This is a genomic window from Methylobacterium sp. 37f, from assembly GCF_023093475.1.
In the GTDB taxonomy this organism is placed as follows: domain Bacteria; phylum Pseudomonadota; class Alphaproteobacteria; order Rhizobiales; family Beijerinckiaceae; genus Methylobacterium.
In genome coordinates, this window is the sequence record NZ_JAGHKN010000041.1 from 33,967 (window position 1) to 45,611 (window position 11,645).

Sequence of the window (11,645 nt, forward strand, 5' to 3'; positions counted from 1 at the left end):
CCCCTTCCCTGACAACGGACGATCGTGCCCTCCACAGACCAAGCCGAAATTCCGTCGCGCGGCGTGCTGGGCTGGCCGCGCCAGATCTGGAACGGGATCGGCCAACGCGCTTCGTCGAGCCTGACGCGGCGCATCGTCGTGCTCAACCTGGTCGGGCTGATCGCGCTGCTGTTCGGCTTCCTCTACCTGAACCAGTTCCGCCAGGGGCTGATCCAGGCGCGGGTGCAGAGCCTGCTGATCCAGGGCGAGATCATCGCCGGCGCCATCGCGTCCTCGGCCTCGGTCGAGACCGACGCGATCCGGATCGATCCCGACAAGCTGCTCCAGCTCCAGGCCGGCGAGGCCGAGGAACTGTCCTCCCCCCTCACCTTCTCGCTGAATCCCGAGCGGGTGGCCCCGCTGCTGCGCCGGCTGATCACCCCCACGGGCAACCGCGCTCGGGTCTACGACCAGGAGGGCGGCCTTCTGTTCGACACCCGCACCCTCTCGGCCCGGGGCGAGATGGGCCGGAGCGACCCGGACGTGCGCCCGCGCAAGCGCACCTGGCTGGAGGCGACCTGGGAGTCCCTGCAGGCACGGTTCGGGGCGCGCTTCGGCGGCGACGCCCAGCCCGGCGTCAGCGAGGATGTCGGCCCGGCCAGCGGGCACAGCCTGAAGGAGGTGCAGGTGGCGCTCTCGGGCGCGCGCGGCACCATCGTGCGCCGCAACCCGGCGGGCGAGACCATCGTGTCGGTGGCGGTGCCGATCCAGCGCGCGAATTCCGTGCGCGGCGCCCTGATGCTGTCGACGCAAGGGGGCGACATCGACCGGGTCATCGCCTCGGAGCGATTCGGCCTGCTGCAGGTCTTCCTCATCGCGGCGGCCGTGATGTTGGTGCTGTCGATCCTGCTCGCCGGTGCCATCGCGGGGCCGGTGCGGCGCCTCGCCGATGCGGCCGAGAAGGTCCGCCTCGGCATCAAGTCGCGCGAGGAGATCCCGGATTTCACCGGGCGCACCGACGAGATCGGCCACCTGTCGGGGGCGCTGCGCGACATGACCCAGGCGCTCTATCGCCGGATCGACGCCATCGAGAGCTTCGCGGCCGATGTCAGCCACGAACTGAAGAATCCGCTGACCTCCCTGCGCAGCGCCGTCGAGACGCTGCCGCTGGCCAAATCCGACGATTCGCGCAGCCGCCTGCTGGCGATCATCCAGCACGACGTGAAGCGCCTCGACCGGCTGATCTCGGACATCTCCGACGCCTCGCGCCTCGACGCGGAACTGGCCCGCGCGGAGGCGCGCCGGGTCGACATGCGCAAGCTGATGTCCACCGTGGTCTCGGTGGCCAACGAGCGCCGTCGCGCGAAGGACGCGCCGATCCAGTTCGACTGCGACGCGCCGGCCGGGGAGACCGATTCGCCCTTCACCATCTTCGGCCATGACAGCCGGCTCGGGCAGGTGGTCAACAACCTCCTGGACAATGCCCGCTCGTTCTCGCCCCCCGACGCCAAGGTGCGGGTGGCCCTGCGCCGGGTGCGCAACGACGTGGAGCTGATCGTCGAGGACGAGGGGCCGGGCATCCCCGAACATGCCCTGGAGCGGATCTTCGAGCGCTTCTATACCGACCGTCCCGAGCAGGGGTTCGGTCAGAATTCCGGCCTCGGCCTCTCGATCTCGCGCCAGATCGTCCAGGCCCATCGGGGCACGATCCGGGCCGAAAACCGCCCGGGTCCGGCCGACGAGGACGGCGAGCCGACGGTGCGCGGCGCCCGCTTCATCGTGCGCCTGCCGGCGGCGGCCCGCTGAGCCCGGAGGCCGGCGCGGCGATGCCCGACCCGTCGCACCGGAGCGAAGCGGTGCATGCCAGCTGCATCGCCCTCGGCCGGGCCGGCCTGCTGATCCGCGGTCCCTCGGGGTCGGGCAAGTCGACCCTGGCGCTCCTGCTTCTCGACAGGGCTGCCCTGGTGGGTACGCCGGCCGCCCTCGTGGCCGACGACCGCGTCCGGCTCACCTGCGACGGCACAGCGGTGATCGCGCATGCCGATCCGGTGCTCGCCGACCGCATCGAGGTGCGGGGCCTCGGGCTCCTGCGCGCCAACGACACCCTGTCGTCGGTGCCGGTCCGCCTCGTCGTCGATCTCGTGGCGGAACTCCCCCGCCTGCCGGAGCGCCCCCTGGCGTCCGTCGTGCTGCTCGATCGCGCCCTGCCGGCCCTGCGCCTCGATACGGGCCTGCTGCGGTCCGGGCTCGGGCCGCGCCTCGTCCTCGACGCCCTCGCGGGCTGCGGCGGCGTGGCGCTTGGGACGCACCGGCCGATCCTGACGCTGCCGCCGGACCCGGGACCGTAGCGCCGGAGCCACCACCGTGGCATGATGATGACGGCCGAGCATACAAAACGCCGCAATCACCTTGCGCTCGACCGTGCGCTGCACAAAATGGCGGCTCCGCTCACAAGGCGTTGGAACCCGCGTCGATGATTGGAATGGTGCTCGTCACCCACGGCCTGCTGGCGACCGAGTTCAAGGCTGCCCTTGAACACGTCGTCGGGCCGCAGAAGCAGATCGAGACCATCACCATCGGTCCCGAGGACGATATGGAGCTGCGCCGGCTCGACATCATGACGGCCGTCGGCCGCGTGAATACGGGCAAGGGCGTCGTCGTGCTCACCGACATGTTCGGCGGCACGCCCTCGAACCTTGCCCTCTCGTGCATGAACGGCGGACAGGTCGAGGTCGTGGCCGGCATCAACCTCCCGATGCTGATCAAGCTCGCCAGCGTGCGCGATGCCGAGCCCCTCGGCGATGCCGTCCTGCACGCCCAGGAGGCGGGCCGGAAATACATCAACGTCGCCTCGCGCGTGCTCGCCGGCAAATAGCCTTTCTTACGCCCCCACCACAGCTTACAGGCATTTCAGGGACCCGCGCGATGCGGGGACCCGCCGAGGCCGTGCGACGCGGCGCGGTTCGCCAGCGAGGGAACGGCCAACGCCCATGAGTCACGACGAAGACGACGCCGAGGACACCCTTCCGCCGGTGCCCGAGGGCGGCCTGATCCAGGTGCTGCCGATCATCAACCGGCGCGGCCTGCACGCCCGGGCCTCGGCGAAGTTCGTCCAGACGGTGGAGCGATTCGACGCCGCCGTCACCGTCACCCGCTCGGGCGAGACGGTGGGGGGGCGCTCGATCATGGGCCTGCTGACCCTCGGGGCGGCGCAGGGCACCTCGATCGCGGTGGTGACCGCGGGCAGCGACGCCGAGAGCTGCATGAGCGCCATCGCCGATCTGCTCGCCAACAAATTCGGCGAGGACGAGTAGAGGACGGCGGCGCGGCTCAGGCCGAGCGGTCGGCGCGCTGCGGGGCGACCCCGGTGGAGGCATCCTCGGACACGCGGCGCCAGACCACCGCCTCGGCGCCGTGCCCCAGGGTGATGCTGGCGGCGACGACCGCGTCGCCCCGCCGCGTCAGCGCGACGGTGACCTGTCGGCGCTGCGCGAACAGGCGCGTCACCACCCGGACCAGGGCGGCCTCGGACGGATCGCCGATGATCGGCGCGGCCGAGACTTGGGCGTCGAGAAGCAGGAATTCCTCCACCGCATCGCGAACCCGATAGGGATCGCTGATCCGCTCCACCCGGGACGCGGCCGGAACGGTGCGTACCCCGATCAGGCTGTGGGTCGGGATGCTGGCGCGCCGGATCACCGCGCGCAGGAGCCTCGGCCCCTCGGGCGCCTTCGGGGAGTCCACGGCCGATTCGAGCACCAGCACGGCCCTCGGACGCAACGCCCGCAGGTGATCGGCCAGGGCCTCCCGGACCTCGCCGACGCTGTCGGGCGCGATGGTCGGCGTGACGGTGGTCCCGTGCGGCTGCCACGGCGCGATCCGGGCCTGACCCCAGAGCGTGTGCGGCATGGCCAGGGGCACGATCGCGGCAAGCTGGTCGGGGCCGTTGCCGGTGCGCCATGCGAGGGCGAAGACGAGATCGCGCCCGCCGGCCTGATGCTGGGCCGCCGACAGCAGGTAATCTGGATCGGCATGGACCGGGTCGGCCACCCGCACCCGCACCAGGAGGGCGCGCCAGGCCGCGATCTCGCCGTCGCTGAAGGCCGCCGCCCGCCGGAGGTCGATGCGCCAGGCGCTGGCGGCCGGGGCCGGAGACACTGGGCTCGCGCCACTCGCCGGGGCTGCCATCCGCCCCGCGCCGCCTTCGATGACCGTGAAAAGCTGTCTCATCGTCTCGATCCGATCCCGCCGATGTTCCATTCTGGAACAATGGAGCGCCCGGAGGCGCTGGTTGGGGGAGAGGTCTCAAGAACGATGCCGCCCGATTCCGGACGAACGGGCCTCGACGGCGGACGAAACCGGAGCCGGCTCAGCCGCCCGGGATGGCGAGCGGATTGTTGGTCAGGGCCTCGGCATCCGGGCCATCGACGCGCGGCCGGCCGAGGAAGGCGTCCCACAGCCGTGTGACGAAGGCCGGGTCGAGATCGCGCACGATCAGCACGAGGCGCGAGCGGTGGTCGGCATCCGGCCAGGCGTCGAGATGCACCGGCGCGTGGATGATGTGCTGGACTCCGTGCACCACCAGCGGCCGCTCGGGCGCGTCGGCCAGGGCGACGAGCCCCTTCAGGCGCAGCAGGTTCGGCCCGTGGGCCGAGCGCAGGAGATCGAGGAACATCTCGAAGGCGGCCCGGGGCACGGGCGCGTCGCTGGCGAGGCTGAAGGCCCGGATCGACGCATCGTGGCGGTTCACATCGTGATGATGATGGCCATGGTGGTGGCCGTGATCGTGATGCTGGTGCGCTTCCCGCTCGACCTCGGCTCCGAGCCAGGCGCGCACATCGGCGCTCTTGCCGTCGAGGCCGAACAGGCCGCCGAGGAGATCGCCCGGGGCGACCGCGGCGTCCCGGAACGGGGCGGTCGGGTTCAGGGCGCGCAGCCGGGTCTCCAGGGCGCGGCCGTCATCGGCGGCGAGATCGCGCTTCGTCACCACGATCTGGTCGGCCACCGCCACCTGCCGCACCGCCTCCACATGGGCATCGAGGGTCGAGGCACCGTTGACGGCATCGACCACCGTGACGACGCCCTGCAGGCGATACCGGATCACGACGTAAGGGTGGTAGATCAGGGCGTGCAGGATCGGGGCGGGATCGGCGAGGCCGGTCGTCTCGATCACCAGCCGGCGGAACGGCTGGATACGGCCGTTGTCGCGCTTGCGCAGCAGGTCTTCCAGGGTGGCGATCAGGTCGCCGCGCACGGTGCAGCACAGGCAGCCGGCGCCCAGCAGGACCATGTCCTCGTCGATCCGCTCGATCAGCAGATGGTCGAGGCCGATCTCGCCGAACTCGTTGACGATGACCACGGTGTCGGCCAGGGCCGGATCGCGCAGCATCCGGTTGAGCAGCGTCGTCTTGCCGGCGCCGAGGAATCCGGTGAGGACCGTGAGCGGGATCGGCTCGGGGGCGCGGGGATCGGGCTGGGACAGGTCGGTCATAACCCTGACCTAGCCCTCTCGGCCGCCCCGCTCAATCCTCGCGAGTGTTATAATGTTACAGAACGCACCCGGTGCGGTGGCGTATCGGTGGAGCTTTGCACCGGCCGGCGGGGTTGCTCTGTCGAATCGCTCGTGAAGCCCGCCTGTCGCGGCCGCGAGAGTCCTTCCTGATGGAAGGCCGCGTATGAAGCACATCGTCATTCCGGGGCGCCGCAGGCGAGCCCGGAATCCAGATCCGCCGACGGTGGAAAGTTCTGCACCCCCTGCGTGTCTGGATTCCGGGCTCCGCTCCGCGGCCCCGGAATGACGCGGTGTTGCATCGGGCCTGTGGGCGAGCACGTCAGCAATGCGCTCTGCCCTCGTCGCGCGCTGACCGAAGGTGGACGGCTCGGGGGCCGAGCGTGGGCGTGCGATAGCCCGCCCGGCCATCAACCCGCCCGCGCGACGCGAACGCGAATGCCGGGAGGCCGTCCTACTCGTCGGCCTGGGCCTTGCCGGCCGACTTGGTGGCCTTCGCCTTCGCGGCGGCACCGGCCGGCTTGCGCTCGGCCTTCGCATCGGTCTTGCCCCCAGCCTTGGGGGCCACCTTCGCCGCCGGCTTCTTGACGGTGCCGACCTTCAGCTTCGGGGCGCCCTCCAGCACGGGCGTCGAGTCGGCGGGAGCGTAGGCGCTGGCCGTGGCCGGAACGCCGGCCTTGCCGCGGGCGAGCGCCTTCTTCGGCTCGGGCTTGGTGGCGGGATTGGTGGCGGGATTGGCAGCCGTCTTCGCCGATCCGGCTGCGGCGCCCTTCGCCTGTCGGGCAGCCTGGGCCGCCTCGCGCTTGGCCGCGACCGCGTCGAGCTTGGCCTTGCGGGCCTCGGCGACCTTGGCCGCCTTCTCGGCCTTCTCGGCCTCTTCCTGCTCGTTGAGCGCGATGGCGCCTTCGGCCGGATCGCGCCCGATCCAGACCAGGATCGGCTGCAGCGGCGCGCGCGGCGGCAGGGCGCGGTTGCGCAGGGCCGCGCTGTTCATGGTGGCGAAGGCCAGCGCCGCGGAGGGCGGCGCGGCGGCGGCCATCAGCTGCGCGTTGGCGTTGTCGGCGCTGGCTCCGGCGGCGCCCGCGCTCGCCGTGATGGCGCCCTGGCCCTCGTCCACCGGCATCGGCTTCTTGCGGTCGCAGATATAGGGCCGCAGGTCCGGAGGCTCGGAGACGCCCGAGGTCGGCAGGGCGTCGAGGGTCTGGGCACCCCAACCCGGGGACTGGCCGAAGCCGTAATCGAACAGATCGGCGGCCTTCAGGTCGCGCTCGCGGGCGCTGGGCTGGCCCATCACCACCGTGAGGATGCGGCGGCCGTTGCGAGTCGCGGTGGCCACCACGTTGAAGCCGCCCGAGCAGATGAACCCGGTCTTCATGCCGTCGGCGCCGGCATAGCGCCCGAGCAGGCCGTTGTGATTGGCCATGACCGAGCGGCCGAACTGGATGGCGCTGATCGAGAACAAAGCCCGGCTCTCGGGGAAATCGCGGATGAGGGCGCGGCCGAGAACGGCCATGTCGCGGGCCGAGGTCCATTGCCGGGCATCCGGCAGGCCGTTCGGATTGGTCCAGCGGCTTTCCCGCATGCCGATGCGCTGGGCGGTCTCGTTCATCATCTGGGCGAAGCCCTCGACCGAGCCGCCGAGATTCTCGCCGATCGCCCAGGCCACGTCGTTGGCCGACTTGACCATGATGATCTTCAGGGCGTTGTCGAGGGTGAGCTTGGTGCCCGGCCGGAAGCCCATCTTCGAGGGCGGCTCGGCGGCGGCCGCCGGCGAGATCGTCAGGAGCGTGTCGAGGGAGAGCTTGCCCTGCCGCACCAGGTCGAGGGCGACGTAGGCGGTCATCAGCTTGGTGATGGAGGCGGGAAACCACGGGTCGGTGGCCGCCTGGCCGTAGATCACCTTGCCGGAATCGACGTCGACCACCAGGATCGGGGCCGTCACGGCGCTCGCGGGTCCGGCGCCGAGCAATCCCGCCGCCACCGCGAGACCAACGACGAGCCGCCTCAACAATCCGTTCGACATCAGGCCTGTCTCAGAAAGGAACGCAACGGCGCGATCGAGGATCGGCCCGGGAGGACGGCCGGTCAACGGCCAAGCTTGCATGCCATCGACCTGGGGCGGCATCAAGCGCCGATGCGCAGGTCGCCGGAGGGTGGCACGACCCCCATCAAGACGGGTTCCGTGGCAACAGCATGGCGGACCGTCTCGCAGATGCGAGGAGTCGGCAATTACATGGTATAGGCCGGTCCAGCGCATGGGTGGGTGCCGCCTCGGCGCTGTGGTGCCGACGCCGCACGGCCCTTATGTGCGCGGGAGCCATCTTTGGCAGGCGCCGGGGTTCTGCCGGGCGCCGGCCGATGGCACGAGAGTCTTGCAAGGCTTAAGGAGCGCCGGCCGGGTCGATGCGGGGTCGGGCGCCGAGGACGTGATGGGTTACGCGGTCAAGGAACTGTTCCACACTCTCCAGGGCGAGGGCGCGCAGGCGGGCCGCGCCGCGGTGTTCTGCCGCTTTGCCGGCTGCAATCTCTGGTCCGGCCGCGAGGAGGACCGCGCCACCGCCGCCTGCCGGTTCTGCGACACCGACTTCATCGGGATGGATGGCGAGGGCGGCGGGCGGTTCTCCACCGCGCCGGATCTGGCCGACGCCATCGCGAAAACCTGGGCGGGCGGGCCGCGCCACCGCTACGTCGTCTTCACCGGCGGCGAGCCCCTGCTCCAGCTCGACGAGGCCCTGATCGCCGCCGTCCACGCGCAGGGCTTCGAGATCGCGGTCGAGACCAACGGCACCCTGGCGGCCCCGCCGGGCATCGACTGGATCTGCGTCAGCCCGAAGGCGGGCAACCCCATCGTCCAGCGCAGCGGCCACGAGCTGAAGCTGGTCTTCCCGCAGGCCGAGGCCACCCCGGACGCCTTCGCGGATCTCGATTTCCGCCACCACTGGCTCCAGCCGATGGACGGGCCGGACCGGCTCGCCAACACCGCCGAGGCCGTGGCCTATTGCCGGCGCGACGCGCGCTGGCGCCTGTCGCTCCAGACCCACAAGATCATCGGGATTCCGTGAGGAACCCCGCAGGATCCCGTCCGCTCGCACGATGAAGATCACCCGATGAAAATCACCCAAGCCTTCACCTTCGAGGCGGCCCACCGCCTGCCGAACGTGCCCGAGACCCATCGCTGCCACCGCATGCACGGGCATTCCTACCGGGTCGAACTCACCCTCTCGGGCGCCGTCGACCCGGCCACCGGCTGGGTGGTGGATTTCTTCGACGTGGAGCACGCCTTCGCGCCGGTCCTGGCCCGCCTCGACCATTATTGCCTCAACGAGATCGAGGGGCTGGAGAATCCCACCGCCGAGCACATCGCGGCCTGGATCTGGGAGCGCACTAAGGCGGCGCTGCCGGCCCTCTCCTCCGTGAAGGTCTACGAGACGCCGATGTCCTGGGCCGAGTACGAGGGCGAGAGCCACCGATGAGCGCGGGCAGCGCCCTGGTCCTGTTCTCCGGGGGACAGGATTCGACGACCTGCCTTGCCTGGGCCCTGGAGCGCTTCGAGCGCGTGGAGACGCTGGGCTTCGATTACGGCCAGCGCCACCGCATCGAACTCGACTGCCGGGACACCCTGCGGCGGGGCATCGCCGCCCTGAAACCCGAATGGGCGGCGCGCCTCGGGGAGGATCACACCCTGGCGCTGGACGCCCTCGGGCAGGTCTCCGAGACCGCGCTGACCCGCGATACCGCCATCGCGTTCGAGGCGGGCGGTCTGCCCAACACCTTCGTGCCGGGCCGCAACCTGCTGTTCCTCACCTTCGCGGCGGCGCTCGCCTACCGTCGGTCGCTGACGCATCTCGTCGGCGGCATGTGCGAGACCGATTATTCCGGCTACCCGGATTGCCGGGACGACACCATCAAGGCGCTGCAGGTGGCGCTCAACCTCGGCATGGATCGCCGCTTCGTGCTGCACACGCCGCTGATGTGGATCGACAAGGCCGAGACCTGGCGGCTGGCCGAAGACCTCGGCGGCCGGGCGCTCGTCGACCTCATCGTCGAGGACAGCCACACCTGCTATCTCGGCACCCGCGGCGACCGCCATCCCTGGGGCCACGGCTGCGGCCAGTGCCCGGCCTGCGACCTGCGCGCCAAGGGGTTCGCCAGATTCACCGCCGAGACGGTGCCGGCTGCGGGCGCCTGATCGGGGCGCAAGCCGGGACCTCCAGCGACGAGGCTCCGAGCCGGCCCGCCAGCCGGTCGAGCAGGACATGCGGCACGGTCAGGGCGGAGAGCATCTGCAGCGTCAGGGCCAGCAGGGCGGCGGCGGCATCCGGGGACCCGGCGGCGTAGAGCGGCCACAGCCCGGCGCCGATCAGGAGCGTCAGGCCGAACACCGGCAGCGACGCGCGCACCGCCCGCGGCATCGTGTCGATGCCGGGCGCCCGGTGCGGGTCGCGCACCAGGGCGCGCATGTGACGGGGTCCGTGCAGACCGACGAAGTACAGGGTGAAGGCGGCAAGCGGCGGCAGCAGCCAGAAGGCGCAGGCGAGCGCGGCCATCTCGGCCAGCATTGTCGGACGACGGCGCTGGCCGACGATCCAGCAGGCCGCCAGACCCAGCCAGAGCCACGACGCGGCGCTCCACCAGACCGGGAGTTGCGGGAGGGCGACCCGCGTGACGGCAGCGAAAAGGCCGGCCGTCTCGTCGGGGCGCAGCAGAGCCGGCAGCGCGATCGGCAGAGCCCCGCGCACCAGGGCCTCGAACGGCCGCCCCGGGCCGGCATCCTCCTCCCCGAAATGCATCACCGAGAGGGCGAGGAAGCCCGCCAGGGTGACGCGGGGCGCGATCTGCCAGGCGACGAGAACCAGCGCCGCGAGGCCGAGATACGGGACCGCGAAGATCCCGAACCAGGCCCGGCCATAGCGTGGGCGCAGCAGGGGCGCCGCCACCGCGCCGTCGAGGGCGCCGTGCGGGACACCGAGGACGATGACGACCGTGAGGGCGACGAGCCAGGAGGCCTCGCGCGGCAGGAGGGTAGAGGCGACCAGCACGAGCGCGACGAGCGCACCCGCTGCCGGCAGCAGCCACGCCTCCGACCCCGCCCAGATCCGGCGGCGCGTTCGAACCGGTATCCCGCGGAACGGGATGGACGCGCGCGCCGCCATTCCGTCAGGCCGCCCGGCGCAGGGGCGTCGCCGTGGCACGGCCCTCGGCGAGGTCGCGGTCGACGGCGCGGGTGGTCTCCCGGGTGGCCATGATGCCGTAGACGACCTTGGCGGTGAGATCGAGGATCGCCACGACGGCCAGGGCCACGGCCGGCGACAGGATGCCGAGACCGTCCTGTCCGACGAGGAGCACCACCGGATAGGCGCACCACACCGCGGTCAGGAACACGGCGTTGCGCCGGAAATCGGATTGCACGTCGGCCCGCTCAGCCGCGTTCTCCTCGCGCAGCTGGACGAAGATCCCGTAGAACACCGCCGCGAACGCGCCGCACGAGATGGCGAACCAGGTCCACTTGATCCAGGCGACCGTGGACAGGCCGAAGGCCAGGGCCGTGACGATCATGATCAGATCGGAGCCGATCAGACCCCAGACGACGGCCGGGCGGCGCATGCCCGAATGCATCGCGGTGCGCGCGAGGCCGAGGAGCAGCAGGGGCGTGGTGAAGGTCCAGTCGATGTAGCGCGCGAAATAGAACTGGCGCGCGGTGTCGGCCGCCTCGGGACCGGCCGGGAGAAGGATGTTGCCCTGCCCGGTCGCCATCGCGAAATAGGAACAGGCGGCGATGATCGGCACGATCCCGTGGATGATCGTATCCGCCTCCTCGGCCTCGGTGCGGCGCTTGCCCAGGAACAGGATCGCGGCGGCCCCCGCCGCCATGCCGGCAAAGCCGAGCCAAAGCCAAAATTGAGGCGTCATCAAACACTCGTGAGTCAGGGATGAAAAGCGCGCCCCGAACGTGGCGTCACCCCTGCCCAAGTTGTCTCAGCCCGGATCGTTGCCCGCCGCGCGGTCACAGTCGGGTGAGACCGACGCGTCTAGAGCGTTTTCCACGATCCCTGAGTCGTTGCGGCGAGGTGAGCGTTGATCCCTGAAGGTTCGTCAGGGAGATCGCCATGGCCCGTGCCTACAGTCACGATCTGCGCATTCGCGTCCTGGACGCAGT

Annotated in this window: 12 protein-coding genes; 7 read left to right on the forward strand and 5 right to left on the reverse strand. The window is 70.9% G+C overall.

All coding sequences use genetic code 11. The features are described from left to right. The first annotated feature begins 24 nt into the window (after nt 1-24). The 4 genes from J7U37_RS20890 to J7U37_RS20905 all read left to right on the forward strand — a co-directional run bounded on the left by J7U37_RS20890 (nt 25) and on the right by J7U37_RS20905 (nt 3,293). The gene (locus tag J7U37_RS20890; protein WP_247636956.1) at nt 25-1,785 is read left to right on the forward strand and encodes a sensor histidine kinase; all 1,761 of its coding nucleotides are present in this window, start codon (nt 25-27) and stop codon (nt 1,783-1,785) included. Nucleotides 1,786-1,805: 20 nt separating this feature from the next. Further along, nucleotides 1,806-2,327 (forward strand): hypothetical protein, encoded by a 522-nt coding sequence (locus J7U37_RS20895; RefSeq protein ID WP_247636957.1) that lies wholly within the window; start codon nt 1,806-1,808, stop codon nt 2,325-2,327. 125 nt (nt 2,328-2,452) lie between these two features. Next, nucleotides 2,453-2,854, forward strand: a complete 402-nt coding sequence (locus J7U37_RS20900; protein ID WP_056179374.1) for a PTS sugar transporter subunit IIA — start codon at nt 2,453-2,455, stop codon at nt 2,852-2,854. A 115-nt stretch (nt 2,855-2,969) separates the two neighbouring features. Beyond that, nucleotides 2,970-3,293 carry an HPr family phosphocarrier protein gene (locus tag J7U37_RS20905; RefSeq protein WP_247636958.1) on the forward strand — a complete coding sequence of 108 codons (324 nt, stop codon included), beginning with the start codon at nt 2,970-2,972 and terminating at the stop codon, nt 3,291-3,293. Nucleotides 3,294-3,309: 16 nt separating this feature from the next. On the opposite strand, the gene J7U37_RS20910 is transcribed toward J7U37_RS20905, so the two are convergent. The 3 genes from J7U37_RS20910 to J7U37_RS20920 form a co-directional block, all read right to left on the reverse strand. Next, complete coding sequence (locus J7U37_RS20910) at nt 3,310-4,209, reverse strand: hypothetical protein (RefSeq protein WP_247636959.1); 900 nt, start codon at nt 4,207-4,209, stop codon at nt 3,310-3,312. Between the two features lie 139 nt (nt 4,210-4,348). Further along, nucleotides 4,349-5,470 carry a GTP-binding protein gene (locus J7U37_RS20915; protein WP_247636960.1) on the reverse strand — a complete coding sequence of 374 codons (1,122 nt, stop codon included), beginning with the start codon at nt 5,468-5,470 and terminating at the stop codon, nt 4,349-4,351. A 472-nt stretch (nt 5,471-5,942) separates the two neighbouring features. Then, nucleotides 5,943-7,511 carry a D-alanyl-D-alanine carboxypeptidase family protein gene (locus tag J7U37_RS20920; protein WP_247636961.1) on the reverse strand — a complete coding sequence of 523 codons (1,569 nt, stop codon included), beginning with the start codon at nt 7,509-7,511 and terminating at the stop codon, nt 5,943-5,945. A 406-nt stretch (nt 7,512-7,917) separates the two neighbouring features. Between J7U37_RS20920 and queE the strand changes: the two genes are divergently transcribed. The 3 genes from queE to queC are packed head-to-tail and all read left to right on the forward strand — an operon-like array spanning nt 7,918 to nt 9,677. Then, on the forward strand, nt 7,918-8,550 hold the full coding sequence (gene queE / locus J7U37_RS20925) for a 7-carboxy-7-deazaguanine synthase (RefSeq protein ID WP_056484046.1): 633 nt from the start codon (nt 7,918-7,920) through the stop codon (nt 8,548-8,550). Between the two features lie 45 nt (nt 8,551-8,595). Then, the gene (gene queD / locus J7U37_RS20930; protein WP_056484043.1) at nt 8,596-8,961 is read left to right on the forward strand and encodes a 6-carboxytetrahydropterin synthase QueD; all 366 of its coding nucleotides are present in this window, start codon (nt 8,596-8,598) and stop codon (nt 8,959-8,961) included. Beyond that, entirely contained in the window at nt 8,958-9,677 is a 720-nt protein-coding gene (queC, locus tag J7U37_RS20935; protein ID WP_056179357.1) for a 7-cyano-7-deazaguanine synthase QueC, read from the forward strand. Before queD ends, queC begins: the two co-directional genes overlap by 4 nt. On the opposite strand, the gene J7U37_RS20940 is transcribed toward queC, so the two are convergent. Together J7U37_RS20940 and J7U37_RS20945 are read right to left on the reverse strand one after the other, a co-directional pair. Beyond that, entirely contained in the window at nt 9,643-10,641 is a 999-nt protein-coding gene (locus J7U37_RS20940; protein WP_247636962.1) for a Brp/Blh family beta-carotene 15,15'-dioxygenase, read from the reverse strand. The genes queC and J7U37_RS20940 overlap by 35 nt on opposite strands. Nucleotides 10,642-10,645: 4 nt before the next feature. Further along, nucleotides 10,646-11,398, reverse strand: a complete 753-nt coding sequence (locus J7U37_RS20945; RefSeq protein WP_247636963.1) for a bacteriorhodopsin — start codon at nt 11,396-11,398, stop codon at nt 10,646-10,648. Nucleotides 11,399-11,645 lie beyond the last annotated feature (247 nt).

Bases quoted from the DNA above. Each gene is read 5' to 3' on its own strand.
- J7U37_RS20895 (WP_247636957.1), top strand. From the start codon at position 1,806: ATGCCCGACCCGTCGCACCGGAGCGAAGCGGTGCATGCCAGCTGCATC.
- J7U37_RS20900 (WP_056179374.1), top strand. From the start codon at position 2,453: ATGATTGGAATGGTGCTCGTCACCCACGGCCTGCTGGCGACCGAGTTC.
- J7U37_RS20905 (WP_247636958.1), top strand. From the start codon at position 2,970: ATGAGTCACGACGAAGACGACGCCGAGGACACCCTTCCGCCGGTGCCC.
- J7U37_RS20910 (WP_247636959.1), bottom strand. From the start codon at position 4,209: ATGAGACAGCTTTTCACGGTCATCGAAGGCGGCGCGGGGCGGATGGCA.
- J7U37_RS20915 (WP_247636960.1), bottom strand. From the start codon at position 5,470: ATGACCGACCTGTCCCAGCCCGATCCCCGCGCCCCCGAGCCGATCCCG.
- J7U37_RS20920 (WP_247636961.1), bottom strand. From the start codon at position 7,511: ATGTCGAACGGATTGTTGAGGCGGCTCGTCGTTGGTCTCGCGGTGGCG.
- queE (WP_056484046.1), top strand. From the start codon at position 7,918: ATGGGTTACGCGGTCAAGGAACTGTTCCACACTCTCCAGGGCGAGGGC.
- queD (WP_056484043.1), top strand. From the start codon at position 8,596: ATGAAAATCACCCAAGCCTTCACCTTCGAGGCGGCCCACCGCCTGCCG.
- queC (WP_056179357.1), top strand. From the start codon at position 8,958: ATGAGCGCGGGCAGCGCCCTGGTCCTGTTCTCCGGGGGACAGGATTCG.
- J7U37_RS20940 (WP_247636962.1), bottom strand. From the start codon at position 10,641: ATGGCGGCGCGCGCGTCCATCCCGTTCCGCGGGATACCGGTTCGAACG.
- J7U37_RS20945 (WP_247636963.1), bottom strand. From the start codon at position 11,398: ATGACGCCTCAATTTTGGCTTTGGCTCGGCTTTGCCGGCATGGCGGCG.